The sequence below is a fragment of the Amycolatopsis sp. NPDC004747 genome (assembly GCF_053601335.1).
The window spans coordinates 451,507-477,898 of the sequence record NZ_JBSGBQ010000002.1 but is presented as its reverse complement, the minus strand read 5'-3'; the positions used below and the strand labels follow the sequence as shown (position 1 = coordinate 477,898).

General features: G+C 70.8%; 16 protein-coding genes and 1 riboswitch. Of the genes, 12 read left to right on the top strand and 4 right to left on the bottom strand.

Features of this window, described 5'->3' with window-relative positions; genetic code table 11:
• The first annotated feature begins 59 nt into the window (after positions 1–59).
• From ACWEGE_RS04575 to ACWEGE_RS04555, 5 genes are read left to right on the top strand one after another with little or no spacing between them, the layout of a single operon-like run.
• Positions 60–1,406, top strand: coding sequence for a glutamine synthetase family protein (locus ACWEGE_RS04575; RefSeq protein ID WP_449659086.1), 1,347 nt, complete (start codon positions 60–62; stop codon positions 1,404–1,406).
• The gene (locus tag ACWEGE_RS04570; RefSeq protein WP_449659024.1) at positions 1,387–2,097 is read left to right on the top strand and encodes a gamma-glutamyl-gamma-aminobutyrate hydrolase family protein; all 711 of its coding nucleotides are present in this window, start codon (positions 1,387–1,389) and stop codon (positions 2,095–2,097) included. The genes ACWEGE_RS04575 and ACWEGE_RS04570 overlap by 20 nt, the downstream gene beginning before the upstream one ends.
• A complete protein-coding gene (locus tag ACWEGE_RS04565; protein ID WP_449659023.1) occupies positions 2,094–3,458 on the top strand; it encodes an aldehyde dehydrogenase family protein in 1,365 nt (454 codons plus the stop codon). Before ACWEGE_RS04570 ends, ACWEGE_RS04565 begins: the two co-directional genes overlap by 4 nt.
• The gene (locus ACWEGE_RS04560; RefSeq protein ID WP_449659022.1) at positions 3,458–4,225 is read left to right on the top strand and encodes a 3-oxoacyl-ACP reductase; all 768 of its coding nucleotides are present in this window, start codon (positions 3,458–3,460) and stop codon (positions 4,223–4,225) included. The genes ACWEGE_RS04565 and ACWEGE_RS04560 overlap by 1 nt, the downstream gene beginning before the upstream one ends.
• 12 nt (positions 4,226–4,237) lie before the next feature.
• Positions 4,238–5,194 (top strand): cyclase family protein, encoded by a 957-nt coding sequence (locus tag ACWEGE_RS04555; protein ID WP_449659021.1) that lies wholly within the window; start codon positions 4,238–4,240, stop codon positions 5,192–5,194.
• Here ACWEGE_RS04555 and ACWEGE_RS04550 read toward each other — a convergent pair.
• Complete coding sequence (locus ACWEGE_RS04550; RefSeq protein ID WP_449659020.1) at positions 5,191–5,382, bottom strand: hypothetical protein; 192 nt, start codon at positions 5,380–5,382, stop codon at positions 5,191–5,193. The genes ACWEGE_RS04555 and ACWEGE_RS04550 overlap by 4 nt on opposite strands.
• A gap of 72 nt (positions 5,383–5,454) precedes the next feature.
• Between ACWEGE_RS04550 and ACWEGE_RS04545 the strand changes: the two genes are divergently transcribed.
• The 7 genes from ACWEGE_RS04545 to ACWEGE_RS04515 all read left to right on the top strand — a co-directional run bounded on the left by ACWEGE_RS04545 (position 5,455) and on the right by ACWEGE_RS04515 (position 15,039).
• Positions 5,455–6,759, top strand: coding sequence for a helix-turn-helix domain-containing protein (locus ACWEGE_RS04545; RefSeq protein ID WP_449659019.1), 1,305 nt, complete (start codon positions 5,455–5,457; stop codon positions 6,757–6,759).
• Between the two features lie 78 nt (positions 6,760–6,837).
• A riboswitch (glycine riboswitch) is annotated at positions 6,838–6,931 on the top strand.
• A 132-nt stretch (positions 6,932–7,063) separates the two neighbouring features.
• Positions 7,064–9,895 carry an aminomethyl-transferring glycine dehydrogenase gene (gcvP, locus tag ACWEGE_RS04540; protein ID WP_449659085.1) on the top strand — a complete coding sequence of 944 codons (2,832 nt, stop codon included), beginning with the start codon at positions 7,064–7,066 and terminating at the stop codon, positions 9,893–9,895.
• Between the two features lie 7 nt (positions 9,896–9,902).
• The gene (gcvT, locus tag ACWEGE_RS04535; protein ID WP_449659018.1) at positions 9,903–10,994 is read left to right on the top strand and encodes a glycine cleavage system aminomethyltransferase GcvT; all 1,092 of its coding nucleotides are present in this window, start codon (positions 9,903–9,905) and stop codon (positions 10,992–10,994) included.
• 13 nt (positions 10,995–11,007) lie between these two features.
• Positions 11,008–11,385, top strand: a complete 378-nt coding sequence (gene gcvH / locus ACWEGE_RS04530; RefSeq protein WP_372670496.1) for a glycine cleavage system protein GcvH — start codon at positions 11,008–11,010, stop codon at positions 11,383–11,385.
• Entirely contained in the window at positions 11,385–12,659 is a 1,275-nt protein-coding gene (glyA, locus tag ACWEGE_RS04525; RefSeq protein WP_449659017.1) for a serine hydroxymethyltransferase, read from the top strand. The genes gcvH and glyA overlap by 1 nt, the downstream gene beginning before the upstream one ends.
• Entirely contained in the window at positions 12,656–13,657 is a 1,002-nt protein-coding gene (gene lipA, locus ACWEGE_RS04520; RefSeq protein WP_449659016.1) for a lipoyl synthase, read from the top strand. The genes glyA and lipA overlap by 4 nt, the downstream gene beginning before the upstream one ends.
• 14 nt (positions 13,658–13,671) lie before the next feature.
• Complete coding sequence (locus ACWEGE_RS04515; RefSeq protein WP_449659015.1) at positions 13,672–15,039, top strand: L-serine ammonia-lyase; 1,368 nt, start codon at positions 13,672–13,674, stop codon at positions 15,037–15,039.
• 26 nt (positions 15,040–15,065) lie between these two features.
• Here ACWEGE_RS04515 and ACWEGE_RS04510 read toward each other — a convergent pair whose 3' ends face one another.
• The 3 genes from ACWEGE_RS04510 to ACWEGE_RS04500 are packed head-to-tail and all read right to left on the bottom strand — an operon-like array spanning position 15,066 to position 26,330.
• Positions 15,066–23,966: a hypothetical protein gene (locus ACWEGE_RS04510; RefSeq protein WP_449659014.1), complete on the bottom strand. Its 8,901-nt coding sequence runs from the start codon at positions 23,964–23,966 to the stop codon at positions 15,066–15,068.
• Entirely contained in the window at positions 23,956–26,004 is a 2,049-nt protein-coding gene (locus ACWEGE_RS04505) for a trypsin-like peptidase domain-containing protein (protein WP_449659013.1), read from the bottom strand. Before ACWEGE_RS04505 ends, ACWEGE_RS04510 begins: the two co-directional genes overlap by 11 nt.
• Positions 26,001–26,330, bottom strand: a complete 330-nt coding sequence (locus ACWEGE_RS04500; protein WP_449659012.1) for a trypco2 family protein — start codon at positions 26,328–26,330, stop codon at positions 26,001–26,003. Before ACWEGE_RS04500 ends, ACWEGE_RS04505 begins: the two co-directional genes overlap by 4 nt.
• Positions 26,331–26,392: the final 62 nt, after the last annotated feature.

The following is a 26,392-nucleotide window of genomic DNA, read 5'->3' as shown; positions in this document are numbered from 1 at the left end:
AAGGACCGGCAAAGGATTCATATCAAACCTTTGGGGCGACGATGGCACGCAGGCGAGGCATGCTCACGCTCGACGAACTCCGGGCGCGCGTGGACGCGGGCACGATCGACACCGTGCTCGTCGCGCTCACCGACATGCAGGGCAGGCTGCAGGGCAAGCGCTGCTCGGCCGAGTACTTCCTCGACGAGGTCGTCGGCCACGCCACCGAGGCCTGCAACTACCTGCTCGCCGTCGACGTCGACATGAACACCGTCGACGGCTACGCGCTCTCCTCCTGGGAGAGCGGCTACGGCGACTTCGTGCTGCGCCCCGACCTCGAGACGCTGCGGGAAATCCCCTGGCACGAGGGCACCGCGCTCGTCCTCGCCGACGTCGAACGCGTCCAGGGCGGCCCCGTCCCGATGTCGCCGCGCCAGATCCTGCGCCGCCAGCTCGACCGGCTCGCCGAACGCGGGCTCGCCGCCTTCGTCGGCACCGAGCTGGAGTTCATCGTCTTCGACGACACCTACGAGACGGCCTGGGACAAGCGCTACCACGGTCTCAAGCCCGCCAACCAGTACAACGTCGACTACTCGATGCTCGGCACCGCGCGGCTCGAGCCGCTGCTGCGCCGCATCCGCAACGACATGGCCGGCGCCGGGCTCTACCCCGAGTCCGCCAAGGGCGAGTGCAACCCCGGCCAGCAGGAGATCGCCTTCCGCTACACCGACGCGCTCGCCACCTGCGACAACCACAGCGTCTACAAGAACGGCGCCAAGGAGATCGCCGCGCAGGAGGGCAAGAGCCTCACCTTCATGGCGAAGTACAACGAGCGCGAAGGCAACTCCTGCCACATCCACATCAGCCTGCGTTCGACCGAGGGCCGGGCCGTCCTCGCGGGCGACAGCGAGCACGGCTTCTCGAAGCTGATGGAGCACTTCCTGGCCGGCCAGCTCGCCGGGCTGCACGAGCTGACCTACTTCTTCGCGCCGAACGTCAACTCCTACAAGCGGTTCGTACCCGGCAGCTTCGCGCCGACCGCGATCGCCTGGGGCACCGACAACCGCACGTGCGCGCTGCGCGTCGTCGGCCACGGCGAGTCGCTGCGCGTGGAAAACCGCGTGCCGGGCGGGGACGTCAACCCCTACCTCGCCGTCGCCGCGCTGGTCGCCGCCGGGCTGCACGGCATCGAGAACGAGCTTGAACTGGAAGAACCGTTCACCGGCAACGCCTACAACTCCGGCCGCGGCACCGTGCCGACGACGCTGCCCGAGGCCGCCGCGGCGCTGGACGGCAGCGACCTGGCGCGCGCGGCCTTCGGCGACGACGTCGTCGACCACTACCTGAACGCGGCGAAGATCGAGATCGACGCCTACAACGCCGCCGTCACCGACTGGGAGCTGATCCGTGGCTTCGAGCGCCTCTAAGCCCGTCATCGGCCTCACCAGCTACCTCGAACCGGCGAAGTTCGGCGTCTGGGACACCGAAGCCGTGCTGCTGCACCGCGGCTACGTCGACTGCGTCGTCGCCGCGGGCGGCACCCCGGTGCTGCTGCCCCCGGTGTCCGACGCGCACGAGCGCCTGGTGTCCACTGTGGACGGCCTGGTGCTCACCGGCGGCGCCGACGTCGAACCCGGGCGCTACGGCGCCGAGCCGCACCCGGCCACCTACGTCCGGCCGGAGCGGGACGCCTTCGAATTCGGCCTGTTCGCCGCCGCGCGCCAGGCGGGCAAGCCGGTCCTCGGCGTGTGCCGCGGCCTGCAGGTGATGAGCGTCGCCCTCGGCGGCACCCTGACCCAGCACCTGCCGGAGGCCACCGAGTCCACCGAGCACCAGCCCGCGCCGGCGACGTTCGGCCGGGGCACGGTCACGCTCGCCGGGGGCAGCCGCGCGGCGGCGATCCTCGGCCCCGAGACCAAGACGCTCTGCTACCACCACCAGGCGATCGACCGGCTCGGCGCCGGGCTGGAACCGGTCGGGTGGGCCACCGACGGCACGATCGAGGCCGCTGAACTACCCGGTGAGTTCACCCTCGGCGTCCAGTGGCACCCCGAACAGGACACCGACGACGTCCGGCTGTTCCAGGCTCTCGTCGAAGCGAGCAAGGAGACCCGATGACCACCTTCGCCGTCCTCAACCCGGCCACCGAGGAGGTGGTGCGGGAGGTAGCGCTGACCAGCGCCGAGGAGACCGACGCGGCGATCGCCCGCGCCCACGCGGCCTTCCCGGCCTGGTGCGACGTCACCCCCGGCGACCGCGCACGGCTGCTGCGCCGCTTCGCCGACGCCGTCGAGGCCGACATCGAAAACCTCGCCCGCCTGGAGGTCGAGAACTCCGGGCACACCATCGGCAACGCCCGCTGGGAGGCGGGCAACGTCCGCGACGTCCTCACCTACTACTCCGCCGCCCCGGAACGCCTGATCGGCAAGCAGATCCCGGTGCCGGGCGGGATCAACGTCACCTTCCAGGAACCCCTGGGCGTGGTCGGCGTGATCGTCCCGTGGAACTTCCCGATGCCGATCGCCGGCTGGGGGTTCGCGCCCGCGCTCGCCGCGGGCAACACCGTCGTCCTCAAGCCCGCCGAGCTGACGCCGCTGACCGCCATCCGGCTGGCCGAGCTGGCCCGTGAGGCGGGCATCCCGGAGGACGTCTTCCAGGTGCTGCCCGGCAAGGGGTCCGTGGTCGGGCAGCGGTTCGTCGACCACCCGGCCGTGCGGAAGGTCGTCTTCACCGGCTCGACCGAGGTCGGCAAGCAGATCATGGCGGGCTGCGCGGCGCAGGTGAAGCGGGTGACGCTGGAGCTCGGCGGCAAGAACGCGAACATCGTCTTCGCCGACTCCGACCTGGAGAAAGCGGCCGCGACAGCGCCCTACGGCGTCTTCGACAACGCCGGCCAGGACTGCTGCGCGCGCTCGCTGATCCTGGTGCAGGCCGGCGCCTACGACCGGTTCATGGAGCTGCTCGAACCCGCGGTGCACGGCGTCGTCGTCGGCGACCCCGGCGACGAGAAGACCGAGATGGGCCCGCTGATCTCGGCCGCGCACCGGGAGAAGGTCGCCTCCTACGTCCCGGCCGACGCGCCGGTGGCGTTCCGCGGCACCGCGCCCGATGGCCGCGGCTTCTGGTTCCCGCCGACCGTCCTCACCCCGCCGGACCTGCGGCACCCGGTCGCGGCGGAAGAGGTCTTCGGCCCGGTCGTCGCCGTCGTGCCGTTCGCGGAGGAAGCCGACGCGGTCCGGATGGCCAACGCCACCGAGTACGGCCTGTCCGGGTCGATCTGGACCCGCGACGCCGGCCGCGCGTTCCGAGTTGCGCGCGGCGTCGAATCCGGCAACCTCTCGGTGAACTCGCACTCGTCGGTGCGCTACTGGACGCCGTTCGGCGGCTTCAAGCAGTCCGGTCTCGGCCGCGAGCTCGGCCCGGACGCCGCCGCGGCGTTCACCGAAACCAAGAACGTCTTTCTGAGCACGGAGGAGTAATGGTCCAGCGTTTCGAAGGCCGCGTCGCGGTCATCACCGGCGGCGCCAGCGGCATCGGGCTCGCCTCGGCCCGGCGCCTGGCGAGCGAAGGCGCGAAGGTCGTCATCGCGGACCTCTCGCCGGCCGAGGGCAAGGCAGCCGCCGACGAGATCGGCGGCGCGTTCATCCAGACCGACGTCACCGACGCCGAGCAGGTCGAGAACCTGTTCCACAGCACGGTCGAGCAGTTCGGCTCGGTCGACGTCGCGTTCAACAACGCCGGCATCTCCCCGCCCGAGGACGACTCCATCCTGACCACCGGCATCGAGGCGTGGGACCGCGTGCAGCGGGTCAACCTGACCTCGGTGTACCACTGCTGCAAGGCCGTCCTGCCGCACATGCAGCGCCAGGGCAAGGGCTCGATCATCAACACGGCGTCGTTCGTGGCGGTGATGGGCGCGGCGACCTCGCAGATCTCCTACACCGCGTCCAAGGGCGGCGTGCTCGCGATGAGCCGCGAGATGGGCGTCCAGTTCGCGCGGGAGAACATCCGCGTCAACGCGCTGTGCCCGGGACCGGTGAACACGCCGCTGCTCAAGGAGCTGTTCGCCAAGGACCCGGAACGCGCGGCGCGGCGGCTGGTCCACGTGCCGGTCGGCCGGTTCGCCGAGCCGGAGGAGATCGCGGCCGCGGTCGCCTTCCTGGCCAGCGACGACGCCAGCTTCATCACGGCGTCGCAGTTCCTCGTCGACGGCGGCATTTCGGGGGCGTACGTCACCCCGATCTGACAGGCTGGCGCGATGACAGCGGAGCGGCCGGTGCCCACCCAGGACGACGTGCTCGGGTACTTCGACGCGCTGTCGAACTGGGGGCGGTGGGGCGAAGACGACGAGCTCGGCACGCTGAACCACATCACCGACGACGTCCGGCTCGCGGCGGCGGGGGCCGTGCGCCACGGCCGGAGCGTCTCGTGCGCGTGGGAGGTGGCCGTGCCCGAAGAGATGGAGCGGTCGACGACGACGTGCCCGTGCTTCGCCGACATGCCGGGCGCGGAGAACATGCCGTTGCCCGGCTTCCGCAACGACCGGCACTGGGGCTACTCGAACGAGCGCCTCGGCATCCTGTTCCACGGCAACACGATCACCCACGTCGACTCGCCCTGCCACATCTTCTGGGACGGCAAGATGTACAACGGGCGGTCGCACGCGCTGGTCGGCGCCGAGACGGGAGCGGCGTGGGGAGCCGTCACGGCGGCGGCGAACGGGATCGTCACGCGCGGGGTCCTGCTGGACATCGCAAAGGTCCGCGGTGTGCCGTCGCTGGAACCGGGTGACGGGGTGTTCCCCGGCGACCTCGAGGAGGCCGAGCGCCGCCAGGGTGTCCGGGTGCGCTCCGGCGACGCGGTCCTCCTGCGGACCGGCTACGGCCGCGTCCGGCACGAGGCCGGGGCGTCCGGTGGCGTCACGCAGGCCGGCTGGCACGCGTCCTGCCTGCCGTGGCTGCACGAACGGGGAGTGGCGCTGATCGGTGCCGACACGCCCACCGACGTCCAGCCGTCGGGGTACGACGACCTGGCGATGCCGGTGCACACCGTGGGCCTCGTCGCGATGGGCCTCTGGCTGCTCGACAACTGCGACCTCGAGGCGTGCGCGGCGACGGCCGCCGAACTCGGCCAGTGGGACTTTCAGCTCGCCGTCGCGCCGGTCCGCTTCGCCGGCACGTCCGGCAGCCCGGTCAACCCGATCGCCACGTTCTAGCGGCGCGTCTTGACGCCGTAGACCTCCTTGAGGAACTTCCAGGCGGCGTTGAGGCGTTTGCGCTCCTCGGAGATCGCTTTCTCCCGGCGGCGCAGGACGCGGGTGGTGACCTCGGAGGCGAGGAAGGCGCCGGCGGCGAAGGTCAGCACGCCGACGATGAGCGTCAGGGCGATGAGGGTGGTCGTCATGGTGACCAGCGTCGGAGCGCCGTGGGCGGGTTGTCCCCGCGCAAAGCTAGCGGGTTTCGTTAGCTTTGTGAGGTGACGCACTGGCGCGCCGACGAATGGGCGGAAGCGGTCCGGACCGGCATCCGCTCCCGCGGGCTCTCCCTGGACGAGGCCGCGCGGCGCATCGGTGTTCCGACGTCGACCCTGCGCAGCTGGATCGAGCACCGGCACGCGCCGAAGGTGACGGTGTTCGACCACTGGGCCCAGCTCGCCGAGGTCACCGGGCTGGGGGAGGCCGAACTCCTGCGCGTCGCCGGCGTGCTGCCCGAGAGCCTCGCCGGGCCGGTGCACGTCGCCCAGGCGGCGAAGGCGCTGCGGGAGGGCATCGACCGGGCCGGGCAGTTCCTCCGGCAGGCCACCGCGCTCGTCTACTCCTCGCCCGGCACGCAGGTGGCCAACGCGATCGCGGCGTCGCCGATCGACTGGGAGATGCGGATCCGCTCGGCCACCCGCGGCGACGAGGTCCGCGTCACCTACCACCACTACGTCGGCATCGTGCCGCCGCGGGACCTCCCCTACTCCGACGCCGAAGTGCGGCGCATCATCGAGCACGACGTGCTCGGCGAGCTGTGGCGCCCGCGCGGGCTGTACTGGCGGGTCGCCGAGGTGCACGACTGGCACGAGCCGCCGCGGCTGGTGATCCAGGTGCCCGAACAGGAGGCCACCCGCCCGCCCGTGCCGTCGCCGGTGGTCGCCGCGCCGCCGGTGGTCGTGCTGTCGCCGATCTGGGGCTACGGCGAGCTGCTGGCCTCGCTGGTCGCCGACGGGCTCGGGTTCGGCAACGTCGACTTCCGCTACTTCGGCCTCCCGGACGCGATGGCCGACCGGGTCCGCAGCACCGCCCGTGAGCTGGCCGAACCCGCGCCGCGGCTGGTGCACTCGGTACCGCCGATCATGCTGCTGCACGGCCTCGCGGTGCCGGACCTGACCGGCAGGCTCCCGGTGGTGGTCCGCTACGGCCCGAAGATGCGTGCCCGCGCGGCCCGGATCTACCGGTCGGCGCTGCTCGAAGCGGGGTTCGCCGACCCGCTCGACGGGGCGAGGGCGATCGAGGAATCGCTCTCGGTCCCGCCGGGCTGCCCGTACTACGAGGTGACGCTGGCCGACGAGGACGTCTTCGACGGCGACCGGCCGTCCCTGGACCGGCTCAACGACTCGGTGGCCTGGCACGCCGAGCAGATCGTCGAGCAGGTGCTGCTCGGTGCCGGCCACCCGCCGGTGCCTCTGGGCGGGCCCTTGAAGCGGCTGGTCCTGCCCTCGGGCCGGGTGCGCCGCCCGCCCGCGCTGGCCGGCCGGGTGGTGCGCCGGGTCGCCGATCGAGGCGGGGTCGAAGACTGATGTGGTGTTGGCCGGGTGAAGTAGACGGCCGCGGGAAGCGCCGGGTACCGTGGCCGTCACAACTGCAGATCGGGCCGTAGAGCCGAGGCGGGAGAGCCCTCACGAAGTCGGTGGGGCACCGAAGGAGCAAACTCCCCGGAATCTCTCAGGTACCTGCTACCGCTTCGCGCGAGGCCACTCTGGAAAGCAGGCGCACCCGCGCCTCACCCAAGGTGAAAGCCGTGTCGCCCACGGTGAAACTCTCAGGTGCCATGACAGAGGGGGAGTTCCAGCGCACTGGTGTGCCCGGCCCAAGGAGCTCCCGATCACTTCCACGCAGTTCGACGCCCGCCACATCGGCCCGTCCGAGGCCGAACGCGCGAAGATGCTCGCCGAATGCGGCTACGGCAGCCTGGACGCCCTCGTCGGCGCCGCCGTCCCGAGCGCCATCCGCGCCACCCGTGACCTGCGGCTCCCGCCCGCCGCGTCCGAAGAGGACGCCACCGCGGAGCTGCGCGCCCTCGCGGCGCGCAACCGGCCGATGACGCAGATGATCGGCCTCGGCTACTCCGACACCGTCACCCCCGGCGTGATCCGCCGCAACGTCCTCGAGAACCCGGCCTGGTACACCGCGTACACGCCGTACCAGCCGGAAATCTCGCAGGGGCGCCTCGAAGCCCTCCTCAACTTCCAGACCATGGTCGCCGACCTGACCGGCCTGGCCACCGCGAACGCCTCGCTGCTGGACGAGTCGACCGCCGTCGCCGAAGCCGTCACGCTGATGCGCCGCGCGTCGAAGTCCAAGTCCAACAAGGTCGTGCTCGACGCCGAGTGCCTGCCCCAGACCATCGCCGTCGTGCGCACCCGCGTCGAGGCGCTCGGCATCGAGGTCGAGGTCCGCGACCTGCTCACCGGCCTGCCCGAGGAGTTCTTCGGCGTCGTCGTCCAGTACCCGGGCGCCTCCGGCGTGCTGCGCGGCCGCGGCTTCTACCACGCGATTTCGGAGTCGGCGAAGGCCGCGGGCGCGCTGTTCACCGTCGCCGCCGACCTGCTCGCGCTCACCCTGATCACCGCGCCGGGCGAGTTCGGCGCCGACGTCGCCGCGGGCTCCACCCAGCGCTTCGGCGTCCCGCTCGGCTACGGCGGCCCGCACGCCGGGTACATGTCCGTCCGCGCGGGCCTGGAGCGGTCGCTGCCCGGGCGCCTGGTCGGGGTCTCGGTCGACGCCGACGGCAACCCGGCTTATCGGCTCGCGCTGCAGACGCGTGAGCAGCACATCCGCCGCGAGAAGGCGACGTCGAACATCTGCACCGCGCAGGTGCTGCCGGCCGTGCTCGCCGCGATGTACGCGGTCTACCACGGCCCGGACGGCCTGAAGAAGATCGCCCAGCGCGTCCACGGCCTGGCCGCGGGCTTCGCCGAGGCGCTGCGCAGGACCGGCGTCGAGGTCGTGCACGAGTCCTTCTTCGACACCGTCGTCGCGCGCGTCCCGGGCCAGGCCGCCGAGGTCCACGCGGTGGCGCGGCAGCAGGGGATCAACCTCGGCCACGTCGACGCCGACCACGTCCGCGTCGCCTTCGACGAGGTCAGCACCCCCGCGATCACGGCGAAGGTCCTTCGCGCGTTCGGCGTGGAGGAAGAGGTCGACGACGGTGTCGCGCTGCCGAACGGCCTGGCCCGCGAGAGCGGCTTCATGGGTCACGAGGTCTTCGGCACCCACCGCTCCGAAACGGCGATGCTGCGCTACCTGCGCAAGCTGTCCGACCTGGACTACGCGCTCGACCGCGGCATGATCCCGCTCGGCTCCTGCACGATGAAGCTCAACGCCACCACCGAGATGGAGCCGATCAGCTGGCGCGAGTTCGCCGGTATCCACCCGTTCGCCCCGGCCGAGGACGCTGCCGGGTACCACGAGCTGGTCGAGCAGCTGGCCGGCTGGCTGGCCGAGGTCACCGGCTACGACAAGGTGTCGCTCCAGCCGAACGCGGGCAGCCAGGGCGAGCTGGCCGGGCTCCTCGCCATCCGCGCCTACCACCGCGCGAACGGCGACGAGGCCCGGGACGTCTGCCTGATCCCGTCGTCCGCGCACGGCACCAACGCCGCCTCCGCGGTGCTCGCCGGCATGCGCGTGGTCGTCGTGAAGTGCACCGACGAGGGCAACGTCGACCTCGCCGACCTGCGGTCCAAGGTGGACACCCACAAGGACACCCTGGCCGCGATCATGGTCACCTACCCGTCCACGCACGGCGTGTACGAGCACGACATCGACGAGCTCGCCAAGATCGTCCACGACGGCGGCGGCCAGGTCTACGTCGACGGCGCGAACCTCAACGCCCTGCTCGGCTTGGCCAAGCCGGGCGAGTTCGGCGGCGACGTCTCGCACCTGAACCTGCACAAGACCTTCTGCATCCCGCACGGCGGTGGCGGCCCGGGTGTCGGTCCGGTCGCGGTGCGCGCGCACCTGGCGCCGTACCTGCCGAACCACCCGCTGCTCGACGCGGCCGGTCCCGAGACCGGCGTCGGCCCGATCAGCGGCGCGCCCTACGGCTCGGCGTCGATCCTGCCGATCTCCTGGGCCTACGTCCGGATGATGGGCGCGCCCGGCCTGACCGCGGCCACCAAGGTCGCCGTGCTGGCCGCGAACTACGTGGCCTCGCGCCTGGCGCCGCACTACCCAGTGCTCTACACCGGCCAGGACGGCCTGGTCGCGCACGAGTGCATCCTCGACCTGCGCCAGCTCACCAAGGAGACCGGCGTCACGGTCGACGACGTCGCCAAGCGGCTCATCGACTACGGCTTCCACGCGCCGACGATGTCGTTCCCGGTCGCGGGCACGCTGATGGTCGAGCCGACCGAGTCCGAGGACCTGGGCGAGATCGACCGGTTCTGCGACGCGATGATCGCCATCCGCGCCGAGATCGACGAGGTGGCCAACGGACGCTGGACCGCCGAGGAGTCGCCGCTGCGGGGTGCCCCGCACACCGCGGAGACGCTGGTCGGCGAGTGGGACAAGCGCTACGACCGGGAGCTGGCCGTGTACCCGGCGGGTGTTTCGCGCAAGAACAAGTACTGGCCCCCGGTGCGTCGCATCGACGGCGCCCGCGGCGACCGTAACCTCGTGTGCTCCTGCCCGCCCCTCAACGCTTACGAAGGCTGATCCCGACGTGTCGAAGGAAACCTCCCTGCACGGAGTCCACAAGGGACTCGGTGCGCTGTTCACCGACTTCGCCGGCTGGTCCATGCCGGTCCGCTACGCCAGCGAGCTCGCCGAGCACAAGGCCGTCCGCGAGGCGGCCGGGCTGTTCGACCTCTCGCACATGGCCGAGATCCACGTCACCGGCAAGCAGGCGGCCGACGTCCTGGACTTCGCGCTGGTCGGCAACCTGACCGGGGTCAAGCCGGGCCGGGCGCGGTACACGATGATCTGCGACGCTTCCGGTGGTGTCCTGGACGACCTGGTCGTCTACCGGCTGGCCGACGAGCACTACCTGGTCGTCGCCAACGCGGGCAACGCGAAGGTCGTCGCCGACGCCCTGGAAGAGCGGGTCGCGGGCTTCGACGCCGTCGTGGACGACAGGTCCGAGACCACCGCGCTGATCGCCGTCCAGGGGCCGAAGGCCGTCGAAATCCTGAGCGCGGTGACCGACGCCGACCTGGACGCGCTCAAGTACTACGCCAGCGTCCCGGCGTCGGTGAAGGGCCACGACGTCCTGCTCGCCCGCACCGGCTACACCGGCGAGGACGGCTTCGAGCTGTTCGTCGACGCGGACGAGGCACCGGCGCTGTGGCGCCTGCTGATGGACGCGGGCGAGCCGCACGGCCTGGTCCCGGCCGGTCTCGCCTGCCGCGACACGCTGCGGCTGGAAGCCGGGATGCCGTTGTACGGCAACGAACTCACCGTCGAGCAGAGCCCGTTCGAGGCCGGGCTCGGCCGCGTGGTCAAGTTCGAGAAGCCGGGCGACTTCGTCGGTCGCGCGGCCCTGGAAGAGCGGTCCACGCAGGACGTCCCGCGCGTGCGCGTCGGCCTTCGCGGGTCGGGTCGCCGTGCCCCGCGTCACGGCTACAAGCTGCTGGCCGACGGCACCGAGATCGGGGAAGTGACCAGCGGCGCCCTGTCGCCCACGCTGGGTTACCCGATCGCCATGGCGTACGTCGATCGGGCGTACGCCGAGCCCGGCACCGAGCTCTCCGTCGACATCCGGGGCAGGATCGAGCCCGTCGAGGTCGTCGCCCTGCCCTTCTACTCCCGCGCGTAAAGGACTCCCAGCTGTGAGCATCCCCGAGAACCTGCAGTACACCAAGGAACACGAGTGGCTGAAGGTCGAGGACGGCGTGGCCACCGTCGGCATCACCGCCTTCGCCGCCGAGTCGCTCGGTGACATCGTGTTCGTCCAGCTGCCCGACGCGGGTTCGACGATCACCGCCGGCGAGGTGTTCGGCGAGGTCGAGTCGACCAAGTCGGTCAGCGAGCTGTACGCGCCGGTCTCCGGCGAGGTCGTCGAGGTGAACGGCACCACATCGGACACCCCCGAGGTCATCAACTCCGACCCCTACACCGAAGGATGGCTCCTGAAGGTGCGTCTGACCGGGGACGTGCCGGACCTGCTCGACGCCGCCGCCTACGCCGCGCACACCCAGGAGAACTGATGACGACTTTCGACGCCCCCCTCGCCGACGTCGACCCCGAGGTCGCCGCGGCCGTCGCGGCCGAGCTCACCCGCCAGCAGTCCACCCTGGAGATGATCGCCTCCGAGAACTTCGCCCCGGTGGGCGTGCTCGAGGCGCAGGGCTCGGTGCTGACCAACAAGTACGCCGAGGGCTACCCCGGCCGCCGCTACTACGGCGGCTGCGAGCACGTCGACGTCGTCGAGCAGCTCGCCATCGACCGCGCGAAGGCCCTCTTCGGCGCCGAGCACGCCAACGTCCAGCCGCACTCGGGCGCGCAGGCCAACGCGGCCGCGATGTTCGCCGTGCTCAAGCCGGGCGACACGATCCTCGGCCTGGACCTGGCCCACGGCGGCCACCTGACGCACGGGATGAAGATCAACTTCTCGGGCAAGCTCTACAACGTCGTCGCCTACCACGTCGACAAAGAGACCGGGATCGTCGATCTCGCCGAGATCGAGCGGCTGGCCGTCGAGCACGAGCCGAAGCTGATCATCGCCGGCTGGTCGGCCTACCCGCGTCAGCTCGACTTCGCCGAGTTCCGCCGCATCGCGGACAAGGTGGGCGCGAAGCTGATGGTGGACATGGCGCACTTCGCCGGGCTGGTCGCGGCCGGGCTGCACCCGTCGCCGGTGCCGCACGCCGACATCGTCACCACGACCACGCACAAGACCCTCGGCGGCCCGCGCGGCGGGCTCATCCTCTGCCGCGAGGAGCTGGCGAAGAAGATCAACTCGGCGGTGTTCCCGGGCCAGCAGGGCGGGCCGCTGGAGCACGTCATCGCGGCCAAGGCCGTCGCGCTGAAGATCGCCGCGAGCGAGGAGTTCAAGGAGCGTCAGCAGCGCACCCTGGACGGCTCGCGGATCCTGGCCGAGCGGCTTTCGCAGGCCGACTGCGCTTCGGCGGGGGTTCGGGTGCTGACCGGCGGCACCGACGTCCACCTGGTGCTGGTCGACCTCGTCCAGTCCACTCTGGACGGCCAGCAGGCCGAGGACCGGCTGCACGAGGTCGGCATCACGGTCAACCGCAACGCCGTCCCGTTCGACCCGCGTCCGCCGATGATCACCTCCGGGCTGCGGATCGGCACGCCGGCCCTGGCCACCCGCGGCTTCCAGGCCGAGGACTTCACCGAGGTCGCCGACGTCATCGCCGAGGCGCTGAAGCCGGACTTCGACGAGGCCGTGCGGGCGAAGCTGCGCGACCGGGTCGAGACGCTGGCCAAGAAGCACCCGCTGTACGCGGACCTGTCCCGATGAGCGCTCAGCCCGAAGGGCGGAAGCTGCTGCGTCTCGAGGTTCGCAACAGTGAGACGCCGATCGAGAAGAAGCCGTCGTGGATCAAGACGCGGGTGCGGATGGGGCCGGAGTTCACCGAGCTCAAGGGTCTGGTGCGTCGCGAAGGCCTGCACACCGTCTGTGAAGAAGCCGGCTGCCCGAACATCTATGAGTGCTGGGAAGACCGTGAGGCCACCTTCCTGATCGGTGGCGACCAGTGCACGCGTCGATGTGACTTCTGTCAGATCGACACGGGCAAGCCCGCTGCGTTGGATCGCACTGAGCCGCGGAAGGTTGCGGAGTCGGTGCAGGCAATGGGTCTGCGGTACTCCACGGTCACCGGCGTCGCCCGCGACGACCTGGAAGATGGCGGCGCGTGGCTGTACGCGGAGACGGTCCGGCAGATCCACGCGTTGAACCCGGGTACCGGTGTCGAGCTGTTGATTCCGGACTTCAACGCGGATCCTGAGCAGTTGGCCGAGGTGTTCGGGTCGCGGCCGGAGGTGCTGGCGCACAACGTGGAGACGGTGCCGCGGATTTTCAAGCGGATCCGTCCCGGGTTCCGGTATGCGCGGTCGCTGGAAGTCATCACCAAGGCGCGTGAGGCCGGTCTGGTGACCAAGTCCAACCTGATCCTGGGCATGGGCGAGACCCCTGACGAGGTGGCGCCGGCGATGCAGGACCTGGTCGACGCGGGGTGTGAGATTTTGACGATCACGCAGTACCTGCGTCCCTCGCCGCGGCATCACCCGGTGGACCGGTGGGTGAAGCCGGAGGAGTTCGTCGAGCACTCCAAGGCCGCCGAGGCGCTGGGCTTCGCGGGCGTGATGGCGGGTCCGCTGGTGCGGTCCTCGTACCGCGCCGGGCGCCTCTACGCCCAGACCAAGCGTCACCGTGGAGAAGAGCTGCCGGAGAACCTGGCCCACCTCGCCGACCAGGGCCCGGCTTCGCAAGAGGCCAGCTCCCTGCTGGCGCGATAGGAAGGGGCGGATCAATGGCGATCAGCGTCTTCGACCTGTTTTCCATCGGCATCGGCCCGTCGAGCTCCCACACCGTCGGGCCGATGCGGGCGGCACTGACCTTTGTGGACGGACTCGGCGACGACCTCGCGCGGACGTCCCGCGTCCAGGCGGAGCTGTTCGGCTCCCTCGGCGCGACCGGCTTCGGCCACGGCAGCGACAAAGCCGTCCTGCTCGGCCTGTCGGGTGAGCGTCCCGAAGAGATCGACACGGACACCGTGCCGGGCCGCATCGCGGAGATCCGCGAGTCCGGGCGGTTGCTTCTCGGCGGCACGCACGAGATCGTGTTCGACGAGGACACCGACCTCACCATGCACCGGCGCAAGTCGCTGCCCGCGCACCCGAACGGCATGGTGTTCCGCGCGTTCGACGCTGCCGGCTCGCTGCTGCGCGAGCGCACGTACTACTCGGTCGGCGGCGGCTTCGTCCGCGACGAGTCGTACGAGACGGACACAGTGTTCGTCGAGGACTCGACCCCGGTGCCGTACCCGTTCCGCACCGGCGCGGACCTGCTCGCGCACTGCTCGGCGACCGGCCTGCCGATCAGCGAGATCATGCTGGCGAACGAGCTTTCGTGGCGGTCCCGCGAAGAGGTGCGGTCCGGGCTGCTGGACATCTGGGCGGTCATGGCGGAGTGCGTGCGCAACGGCTGCACGCACGAAGGCGTCCTGCCGGGCGGCCTCAAGGTGCCGCGGCGCGCCCGCGCGCTGCACGAGAAGCTCCTGGCCGAGGACGGCGCGGACGACCCGCTGTACGCGATGGACTGGGTGAGCCTGTACGCCCTCGCGGTCAACGAGGAGAACGCGGCGGGCGGCCGGGTGGTGACGGCCCCGACCAACGGCGCCGCGGGCATCATCCCGGCGGTGCTGCACTACTACCAGCGCTTCATCCGGCACTCGACCGACGACGGGATCGTGACGTTCCTGCTCACGGCGGGCGCGATCGGCTCGATCCTGAAGCAGACGGGCTCGATCTCGGGCGCGGAGGTCGGCTGCCAGGGCGAGGTCGGTTCGGCCTCGGCGATGGCCGCGGCGGGCCTGACGGAGGTGCTCGGCGGAACCCCGGCGCAGGTGGAGAACGCGGCCGAGATCGGCGTGGAACACCACCTGGGCCTGACGTGCGACCCGGTGGGCGGCCTGGTCCAGATCCCGTGCATCGAGCGCAACGCGGTCGGAGCGTCGAAGGCGATCCACGCGGCCCGCATGGCGATGCGGGGTGACGGCAGTCACGTGGTGACGCTGGACAAGGCGATCAAGACGATGCGCGAGACGGGCGCGGACATGAGCGTGAAGTACAAGGAAACGGCCCGAGGCGGCCTGGCGGTGAACGTCATCGAGTGCTGACGCGTCGCTTTCGGGTCGTCCGCTCGTCACAGCCGCTCGGAGCGTTCCCCTTCCTGTGGGCCGTTGCTCATGGCGGCGGCCCCGTCGTCGATCGTCTTCGTGGCATCCAGCGTGGCCACGGCGTCCGCGAGAACCCGCTCGGCGAGCTCTCGGCGCGCCGGTGCCGTCCACACGGGCGGAAACAGGGGAATCCCGTTGTCGAGCGAGGCCAATGCGGCGAACACCTGGCGCAGCAGGGCGCGCTGAGCCGGCAAGAGCCGCGATTGCGCGACAGCCCGGTCGCGTGGCGGGGTCAGTGCCCTGCCCAGCGGTGCGAGAAGGGGCAGCGAACCGGTTGCCTCGCCGGCCTGCTCCGGGGAAGATTCGCCGATCGCGGCCAGCAACGCCTGTGCGACGGCCTTCAACCGGGGATCGTGCCGCACCCGGGACCGGCTGATGATGCCACGGCACACCGCACCGATCTGATTCCGGTCGGCTGAAAGGATCTTGACGTCGATCAGCTCGGCCACCGGCCGGAGTCGCTGCCACTCCCCGGCCGACAGCCGGGCACCCGGCTCGGTCCACGTGTCGGCGATGGCCTCGACGTGCCACGAGCGAAGAGCCCGCAAACCGGCCTGCCACGCCAGCCACACGGCGAGCTCCGCGCAGCCACCGCCCTGCGCGGGGGCGACGAAGTCGGCCGCCAGCGCGGCCGCGACGAGGGCGGCGGCGTCGAGGCGCCCTTCACCTTCTCCGAAGACCTCCACCTCGTGTTCCCGCAGCCAGTCGTGGAGGGCGTCCGCCACCAGCCGGCGATCACCCTTCGGCACGGCCTCGAGCAGCTGGGTGTCGACCGCGCTCCGGCTCAGCCGGTACTTTTCCGGCTTCTTGATCACCCTGACCAGCTCGGCCGGAAGGTCGATCGGGATGCGACGCCGGCCGTTGTCGACCACGATCAGGTGCCGATCGGGGCTTGCGGCCACCGTCGCGATCTCGACCGAGACCGGAGCCGAGCCGACCTGGTGCTTCCGGTCGTCCGTTTCGAACTCCACGATCACGTTTGCCTGGTAATAGCACCCGATGAACCGCCGCACCCCGTTCCGGCCGGTGCGTTCGACCTCCAGCGTGACGCGGAACGTGTCACCCGGCCGCAGCGCGCTGAGCCGTCGCTCCATGTCGCGTGCCGCGACCACCGAAAGCGTGCTGTCGGGGTTGACCCGGGCGGTGAGGCGCTTGAAGCCGGGGCGTGCCATCAGCTCCTGCTGCTCGGTCGCGGTGAGATCGGCGACCCAGCCCAGCTCGCGCGCCGGGAGCCAGCGCAGGCTCGCGGTGTCCCGCTGCAGGCACAGCACACCGTGCTGACCTTCGTCGCCGCCGATCACGCACAGCGGCTCGACCTGCACGTCGGCGCCCGTCTGCTCCTCGCCCGCGGGGAGGCCGCCGCGCAGCTCACCGTTCTCGTCGGCGTGGAACCACTTCGGCCGTTTGTCCACGGCCAGTTCCGCCACGACCCGGGTGGCCGCGGCGGGCGGCATCCCCGGCACGAGCCGGTCCACCGCGACGGTCAGCAGAGACGCGCCGGTCCGCAGCAGCACCCGCTCCTCGTTCAGCAAGCCGAGCACCCGCGCGCGGACCCACCGGCCCGGCCGGACCCGTCCGGCCGGCTGCAGCCGCCGCGACACGACCACCTGATTCTCCCCGGCCTTTTCCACCGTGACCGGCATCGAGTTGAGCAACAGCGACATCAGGCGTTCACCACCGGCGCCGGTGAGTTCGGCGTGCAACCACTCGCTGTCCGGCCACGACGTCTCGTCGAGGCCGGCCGGCTCGACGGTTCTTTCGCCCAAGCCGTAGACGAACCATTTGCCGGCCCGGTTGCGCCCCAGCAGGACGACGTCGCCCGGCTCCAGCTCGGGGTTGGCCCGGGCGTACCGCAGCGTGTTGTCCTGTCCGAGCCACACCGCCGGAAGACGCCTGCTCCGGGGCAGGTCCGCCTTGGACACCGGGTAGTCGAGGCGGTCGCGGCCGTGACCGAGGACCAGTTTCATATCGCCGAGGTCGGCCTTGTCGATGGGCAGCAACGTCCGCGAGCCGCGGAAGGCGCCCCGCGGCCCCGGGGCCCACGAATGCAGCGCGACGCACGACACCTGCAGCTGGTTGTCGTCCGGCTGGTGCAGCGAAAGGCGTACCTTGTCGCCGGCGGCGAACCGGGTCCAGTCGACCATCCTGAGGGGACGGTACTGATCCGACGGCCCGGCCACCAGCAGATCGGCGGACAGTTCGATCACGCGGCCCGGGAATGTCTCCACCCAGAGGCCGCCGTTGTCGGCGACCGGCGCGGCGACGACGTAGTCCTGGGGTGACGGGCCGAACTCGTCGGACAGCTCGCTGACGGCGTCACTCGCCGAGAAACCGAAGCGGGGCAGCTCCGCCTCCGGGTAGCGCAGCGCCAGCTTGCCGGTGAAGAAAACGACACCGCGCGCCGTGGTGACCTGCTCGTCGGCCAGGCTCTGTTCGGCGAACCGGGCTTTCTCCCCGACGATGACCGGCCAGAAGCCGGTTCGCCGGTCGTGGTAGGACCAGCCGCGTTGATCGAAACTCTCGGCGATCCGCCACGCTCCCGCGTCGGCGAAGCTCAGCTGTCCCCACTTGACCGGAATGTCGTCACGTCGCCGGCCGCGCAGCCGGACCAACGGCTGCACGCCGTCACGGTCCACGACGACCACACCCGCCGGGTAGCGGGCCGGGTCCGACTTGCCCAGCACGACCTCGTGGTCGGTCCGGCGGGCGACCACGATCTTGGGGTGCCGGAACTGCATGAGGTCCCGGCCCTCGAAGCCGGGGCTGTCCGCGGTCGCCTGGATGCCCGGAAGGCCGCCGATGGTGAACATCCTCTGCTCGGAGGCTCGTTCGACGGCGGTCCCGCTCCACAGCAGCGGCTGTTTCGGCAACGCCACGGCCGGACGTCCGGGCTCGGGAAGGTACTCGCGGTCGTCGCGGACGGCCCGGAACAGCTCGAACAGACCGAGACCGGCGGCGATCCGCACGATGGAGCCGGGCTCGAGCCGGCCGTTCCGCCGGATCTTGCGGAACGGCACCGAGAAGTAGGCGCCCGGCTTGAACTCCAGCCCGACCTGCTGGTCGCGGACCTTGGTGAGGACGGCGTAGCAGCCGCCGCCGTGGTGCTCGACGTAGTCGAAGAGGTGCGACAGGCGCCGGCCGAGGTCGATGCGGGTGGTCCCCTGCCAGACCCGCTCGCCTTCCGGGTCGTCCATGACCTCGACGAGCATCACCGCGCCGCGCAGCGCCGCGGGGTTCTTGCGGTGGAGGGAGCGCAGCAAGCCTTCCCGGTGGGCGAACACCCGCCGGTTCACCCTCGCGCGCGAGCGCGCTCCGGTGAAGGGTTCGAGGTTGGGCGGCAGGTGCAGTTCGAGGTGCACGTCGTTGTCGCGTTGGACGATGTCACCGGCGATCATGAACAGCCGCTGCTTCTTGGCCAGCTTCGTCACTCTGGCGAAGCGCATGGTCCGGCCGCAGTCCCGGGTGGCCCGCTCGTGGTCGAGCCGGGCGAGCAGCTCGTAGCGGTGCGAGCTGTCGTCCGGCTCGGCGGCCGCACGGTTCAGGAGCCAGGAGATCGTGTCTTCGTCGAGTTCGGCGTGCTCTAGCCGGACCGCCTGTGAGTCGTCCCGGTCGTCGTCGGAAAGACGCTCCTGCCTGCCGTGGACGACCCGCACCCAGGCGGTGCCCGCGGAGAGCGACACCTCGACCTCGATCCGGTGCACGATCCCCTTGGTGGCCTCGAAGTGGATCTGCCGGGCCGGTGTGAAGGCGCCGACCTCGTGCTCGATGGAGAACGACGCGAGGTCCAGCTCGTACCGTCCGGCCTTCCGGACGAAGGCGGCCCGGCGGACGATTTCGCCGTAGAACAGCGGGAAACTGTGGCCGACCGGCTTGCCGGCCACGGTGATCAGCTGCTCGGGGATTTCCGCACGCCAGCCGTAACCCCACTCGAACCGGTGCACGGGCTGTTCGCCGCCGACCCGGCCCGCGTACCGCAGCTCGACGCCCAGCTCTCCCGGATTCGGCTGGATCTGCGTGCCGCGCCGCCGCAGGTCGTCGACGAGCTCGTCCAAGGACAGCGGGGCCACCATCGCGTGGCTGGCGCACCAGGTTCGCTCCCGATCCACGAGCACGACCCGGAGCTCGTTGCGCGGGTAGTCGCCGGTGACCCAGGGCGCACGGTCCGCGTCGAGCGGGACCGCATCCCGCCAGCCGTCCGCAGTGGGCACGAACAGAGTCGAAAGCCGAACCTGGTCGTCGTTCTTGAGCAGCGCTCCGACGAGGTGGGGATCCGGTTTCGCCAGGTGCTCCCGCCACCGTTTCTCGTGCTCCGCGGCCGGGTGCTGCTTTCGATCCCGTGGCACCGTGCGGACCGCGATGTGCCGGGTGAGCCGCCACCAGCGGCCGCCTGACGGTTCTTCCGCCGGTGCTCCGTAAACCCGGACTTCGGTCACCTGCCGCGGCAGCCCGTCATCCCGGCCGTTGGTTTCGCCGTGCAGCGTGGCGCCGCTCGGAAGCGTCACTTCCGCCCGGCCGCGGCCGAACACGGCTGCTTCGGCGTCGTGCGGCTTCGCGAGCAACCTGCCCAAGCCCGCTTCCTCGAGGTGCCGGCGGGACTTGCCCGCGGGCACCAGCCGCAGGCGTACCTCGCCGTTCATGGTCGCCTGGAACAGATCGGTCCGGCGACCGTCCACCGTCGTCGTGCACAGGTAGACGTCTTTGTGGTGCGGTTGCGGTCGTGGGTCCGCCTTCCACAGCGCCTCGACGTACACGGTCTGCGGCGTGGCCCGCAGGTGCCACCGCCCGTCCGGCCCGCACGTGGCCTCGACCGGATCACCGACTCCGGCCGGCAACACGCTGAAGGCCGACTCGGGTACCGCGCGGACCAGAACCTGATCGGCCAACCGCAGCCAGACGGTGTGCAGATTGCCCGGCTGGTCGAGCTTGACGGGCCGGATCGCGCAGACCCCGGGCGCGTAAAGCACATTCGGTGGGACGGCGTGACCGAACAGTTCTTCTGCCGACAGCGATTGTGCACGCCGTTCCGTCACGTTGCGCCACGGCACGCGGGCGGTGACGACGGCCTGTCTCCTCTGGCGCGGGGCCACGCCGCCGCCGACCTCGTCGATCGGCAGCATGGTGATCGACTCGGGGGCGACGCGGACCACCATGCCGTCCGCGGTGCGCGCGAGCCAGCCTCCCCGGCGCGGTTTGCCGAGCAACGAGGTCAGCGTGAGGACATCGTCGGGCTGGAGCCCGACGAGCCGCTCGAACCTCCGCCCCGACTCCGGATCTTCGACTTTGGTGAGGGCGAACTCGGGCATCCTGCTCACCTCGACCACCGCGGCTCGCTGGTCGAGGGCATCCCAGCGGGAGACCACGAAACCGGCTCTGTCCACTCCGGACACGTCATCCAGCCCGGTCACCGCGAGGGAGGTCGCGCCGATCCCGGGCACGTCGGCGAAGAACCGCCACATCCCGTCTTCGAGTTCGGCGACCAGCGTCTCGGGTTCGTCGAAGAGGCCGGCCCACCGGAGGTTGCGGTCGTCGACCGCGTCCGGCCCGGCCGGCGCCAGCCGGACCCGGCCGCGCTCTTCGGTCAGCCGGATTCGCAGCCGCAGCCCGGCGACCGAGGACCAGCCGGCGAGCTCGCCGTGACCGGACTCGGTCCAATCTTCGCGGTGGACCAGGTAGACCACACCGGGCGCGGTCGAGAGCCGCCAGCTGCGCTCCCGTCCGTCCCCGACCGTGCCGACCACCGTCACCACTCGCTCGGCGCCGGACGCCTGAAGGGCGGCGACCAGCTCCGCCATGGTGCGGTCCAGCGGGTACCAGCACCGGTCGTCGGCGTCCCACCGGGCCAGCGTGCGTACCTCGGCGGACTCTCCGAAAGCCGCCGACGTGTCCGGATCCCAGCGTCGCACCCATTCGACGCGGCGGTGACGCGGGGCGTCCTTGGCGAGCCCGCCATCGATGGTCCTGCCACCGGTGTCGACGATCTTCACCGCCGGGATCTTCCCGTGTTCGGCGGCGCCGGTCCGCACCACGGCCGCCCGGATCCGATCCGGTCGGAGGGCCATGTCGAGTTGCCGTGGTGAGCGGGCTGTCACCGGTGTCTCGGCATCTTCCCGGTGCAGCGAGACCTCGACCGCGTCTCCGAGCGACCAGGCCGCTGCCGTTTTCACCCACAGTGGTTCGGCGGTGCCGACGTTGACCCACACACCCGGCTCGCCGTCCGTGCCCAGGCCGGGCGGCGCGCACACCATGCCCAGCGTCCGGGTGCTCTCCGCGGTCAGCTCCGCGAGCCGGCGCTGCCGGTCGGCGACCGGCAGGGCGGCGAGGTCGACGAGCCCGGAGTGCTCCTCCGGCGTGGCCCGGTCGAGCAGGCGGCACCGGACGACCTGGTCGGCGTGGTTCATCGTGACCCACGACAGCCACCGCTCGTCCGGCCACGCGGGTCTTTCCCGGCCGAGCGTCACGGTCTTCTCGACCGCTTGCGCTTCCAAGGCGAGGTCCTCGACCGTCGACCGGTAGATCTCCCCGAGCAGCGCCGGCCCGGTGCTGGTCTTCGCCGACGTACCGGCGACGGCGAACAGCACGTGTTCGATGATCCGCGAGCGAACCCGCTGAACCTCCATCGCGTCGTGCGCCTGGTACGGGCTGATCAGCTGGTAGGCGGTGGCGGTGGCGGGGGGCAACGCGCTTGCGACGTGCAGGAAGCGGGAGCGGAGCAATTGCAGTGTTTCCGGCCCGGCGCCCCCTTCCGAAGGCGGCGTGACAAGGGCCTTGGCCAGCAACCACAGGTCGTTCGGGGCATCGATGGAGAATTCGACGATCGCGTCGATGACTTTCTCGAGCGTCTGACGCAGGATTCGCTGGGCGTTCTCGTGGCCGGCCGGCAACGAGAACAGCTGAACCAGCCGGCGGCGAAGGTCGCGGCGGAAGGTCCTGGGGGAGTGGACCGCGTCGATGTGCCGGATCCAGTCGGCCGACCAGGGCTCCACCACGGACGCGGCCGGCCACTCCGGTTCCGCGAAGACGGCGGCGAGCCGTTCCGTTGCCGCGACGGACACCGCGCCGTCCTCGGGCAGCCGGCCGGCCAGCTCGTCCCAGTGCTCCTCCCACTCCGCGACCGAGAGCGGAGGCGTCAGCAAGAGTTCCTGCGCACCGATCTTGGCGTCGCGCTCCGCCAGCCGCGACGGCCAGTCCGAAGGCGTGCCGAGGGGCTCCTGCGGCCACAGCTGGGCGAGGAGGAGCTTCTGCCTGCCTACCGGGGCCCGGCTGCCGCGGGCGCTCAAGGCTGACACGATCCAGGCGAGCAACTGCCGTGCGGGCGGGCGCTCGCCCTCGAACCAGCGGTTCGACCCGTCGGAACCGGATACCCCGGTACTCCCGGAGACCGCGTTGAACACCCAATCAGTGACGAGCATGGCGGCGGCGGTGTCGTGCAGTTTGCCTGCTTCACTGTTGCGCGGCGGGGCCTTCATCCGGCTGATGGTCAGGTCGACGATCCGGCTCGGCTCGATCCGCTCGTCGCGACAGGCCCCGATCCGGCCGACCCGGAGGTACGTGTGCACCGCGAGTGCAGCCAGCTGTTGCGACATCGGCCGCACGTCCTGGGTCTGCCTCTTCGCCAGACTCGTCACCGTGTCGCGGAGCAGGGGGTCCGCCAGGACGTCCGCGGTGTGCAGCAGGAATTCCAGACCGGTGTCGTCCTCCGGGTGCGGGCGATCGGTGACGGTCAGCTCGGCCGCGGCCAGCGCGGACCCGAGCAGGGTGAGCAGGCGGACCGGGTCGGCGCACCCGGGGAACCGGGTCTGGGTGCGCCGACCCGCGGCGTCTTTCTTGGGTTTGGCGACCCAGAACGAGTCCCGCCGGTAGATCCACGGCGTCGGCTGAGCGGGTTGATCGAGGGCAGGCTGTTCCGGCGCTGTCCCGTCTTCGTCCGGGTCGGGGGCCGCCTTACCGAACGCCGGTGGCGAAGCGAGCCAGTCCCGCAGCCACCGGTAGTCCGACGGGGCTCCGTCGAGCAGGGTGATTTCGGCGAGGGTGAGCTGCCAGACGGCGGCGGTCAGCCGCGCGGGCGCGCTGTCGAGGCAGCCGAGCCGGATCCGAACCTCGTGCAGCCGCCGGTCGGCGACGGCGGGGAGGTCCGCGAGGTCCGCGGCCAGCACCCGGCGATCGGTCGCCTCGGCGGCGATCGCGGTCAGGTCGGTCTCCGGGCCGACCCCGAACCGTGCCCTGGCCAATGCCGCGAGGAGGTCCGGCTCCAGCGCGAGGACACCGGCCTGCGGCCTGCGCAACACGCGCGCGACCCGCTCGGACTGGGTGCGGGTCAGGACCCGGCACGCGAGCAGCAGCGGAAGCCGCCCGTGGCTGCCGCGGCAGGCCCGATCCAGGAGCGTGGCCAACGCCGGTTCGGCCATGATCGCGACATCGGCCCCGGGCGTCTCCGCGCACAGGTCGGCCAATTCGGACAGGATGACCGTTTCGGCACCGAACTCGGCCGTGTCCAGGTAAGGACGATCGTTGAACCCCAACCCGGTCTTGTCGCGCAGGGAGGTCGAGGAGATGTTCCGTACTCGCGCGGGCACGGATGCGGTGGGGGGAGCGGGTGTTCGGCGCACCCCGGCGGCCGCTGCCGCCTCCGTCAAGCGGGCCGCGGCACGATCCTGCACGGCTTCGCCGTCGAAAGCCCTTCGCGCGGCGAAGATGTCCCGAAGGGCGTAGAAGAGCAAGCTCGTTTCGGCGTGTTCGAGCTCGTCGAGCGCGACCACGACGAGCTCCTCGTCCGTCCGGTTGCGCAGTGCGGCGAGCACGTCGAGGAAGCCGTGCGTCGCCGACGGGGTCAGGCCGACGGCGTTGCAGAAGTACCAATCAACGAGCATGTTCCTCACCTCGGCTGCCCAGGTGCGGCAGCTCCTCGCGCAGGCCGCACACGTGGTCGATCACTTCGATGTCGTCGTCGGACCGGCCGTCGAGGACGGCCTGCAGATGGGGCGGCACCGCCGTGAGGGCGCTGACCGCCGCGTCGTCCAGCGGTGTCCTGACCATGAGCGCCCAGAACAACGGGTGGTTCGCCGCGGTGACCGGCAGGTCGTGCACGCCGAGCCCCAAGGCGGCGGCCGCCGCGGCGAGCAGCCGGACCGCAGCGGGATCGCGGTGCGTGCCGGCACGGTCGACGTCGAGCGCCCAGCGATCGTCCTGACGGCGCAGCAGCGAGCCGAGGACGTGGCCGGGCCGGCCGCCGTAGTCACACCACGACCGCACCTCGGCTTCGCTTGCCCCGGGCCGGCGCAGCAGGGCGAGCACCACGGAGAGGGCGACTTCGGCGCTCCGACGCGGTGGCATGTCGGCGGGGCTCGGCACGCCTGCGGCGTCCAGCCAGGTCGAGAGGTCCACACCGCTGCCGGCGACCGCCCACAACGACCGCATCCGATGCGGTGGCGAGCGGTGCTCGGCGTGGGCATGGACGAGTTCGGTGAACAGCTGGAGCGGGGTGATCGTCCGGAGGAGGGCGACCTCCTCCTGGTCGCCGAGTTCCGCGGTATCGAGCGCCTTGACCACCGCGATCGGATCGAACTGCCGGTCTCCGGTCGTCTCCGCGTCGATGCCGAGGAGCGCCAGCACAACACCTACCCGTTCTCGGTCGGCCGCCGTCACTTCGCGAGCTTGCGGCCTGAAACGCAGGACAGGCGTGGGGATCCCGTGCTTCCGCCGCGAGGTGGCGACCTCCTGCGCCGCGTGGGTGGCGTGAACGGTGTCCGGTCCCAGCACGTGGGTGACGAGAGCGACCTCCGGCAGCAACCGCCGCAGTCCGGCCAGGGTGTGCGCGATGATGCCGACTCGGGCCGGCCCCAGGCCTGCCGGGGTGATCCCGGTGACCGGGACCACCACGCCCGCACACCGTCCTCGGGTGTCCGAGCCGATCGATTCGCTCCACCCTTCGGGCGCGAGCAGGCGCTTCGCGACCGCGGCGGCATGCGCGACGTCACCGAGTTCGTCATCGGCCAGGGTGAACCACCGGCGAGGCGCCGACAGCGGAGCGGCGAGGGCCTCCGCTTCGGTCAGCACGGTCGCCAGCGCGTGGCGGTTGTCCGCCGCGGTCTCGTCGTCGCAGAGCACCACCTCGAACGGCCCGGCGGAAGAGCCGATGACCGCGTCGAGCCGGTACCGGTGCACTGGGCTGACGGATGGCCCGCGCTCCGGCTGCCATGTTCCCGGTAGCAGGTCGACGTCGAGGATGGTCGTCTTCAGGGTGGGCTTCTCGGCGGTGGGGATGCCGGGTGCCGCGCCGGTGACCAGCGTCGGCCGAGGGTTGCCGACCCGCGCGGCGAAGCCATCGTGCTCGAGGAGCCGACCCGCGTCCAGAGCGTCGATGCGGCCGCTGTCGTACCTCCCCGAGTATTTGACCACCACGCCGACCAGCAGGTTGGACGATTCGGAGAGCACCGGCCCGCCGGACAGGCCCACCCACTGGGTGCTCAGCTTGCCGCTCTGGTCGTAGACGTCCCGCGGTGCTCCGCCGCCCGGTAGCGTCAGCCCCAGATGTCCGGCGAAAGCCGTACCAGCATGAAGCTCCCACCAGTGTGGAGTGGGCTTCTTGTTGATCGCCGCGGCGTCGACCGCGGGATAACCCCACGTCTGCAGCCTCATCAGCGCCGTGTCCGCCACCAGGCCCCAAGGCCAGTTGGAGTAGGCGAGCGAAGACGAGTGAACTTCGACCAGGGCGAAATCGAGTTCCGGGTCTTTGAGCACGGTGTGAGCCGGAATCTCATCTTCGTCCACCAAGACCGTACAGTATTTGCCGGCGACGTGAAACGCGGTGAGGACCAAGTTGGCCTGGATCAGGAAACCGGTTCCGGTCAGTTCTCCACGTACTTGCACAACCCTTCGGGCAATGTGCTCGAATCCGCGTTCGGTCATCTGCCGAGCATGATCTGTTCTGGATCGGCGAGCGACATGTCACGCGGTTTCAGCTTGAGCCGGAGGCGGTGCGTGGCGGATCGCTCGTTCGCGCCGCTGCCGCCGACCGAAACCGCCCACATCTTGACATTGCCGTTCGCAGAGCGCGTTTTCTTGGCGACGATCTCCAGTTCGACCTCCACCGACTCCGGAACGAACCGGATCCGCTCGTTTTCGCCGGCGACCATTGCTTCCTGGAGTTCGGCGCGCAGCCGGGAGAGGGCGACCTCGAGCGACACACCGTATTCGTCCATCGCCAAAGGCTCGTCGAACTCAGTCTCGGTCATGCGCGAACTCCGTCCCTGGCAGACATCCGTAACCCGTACCCGTTACCGTCTCGAAAACGCGG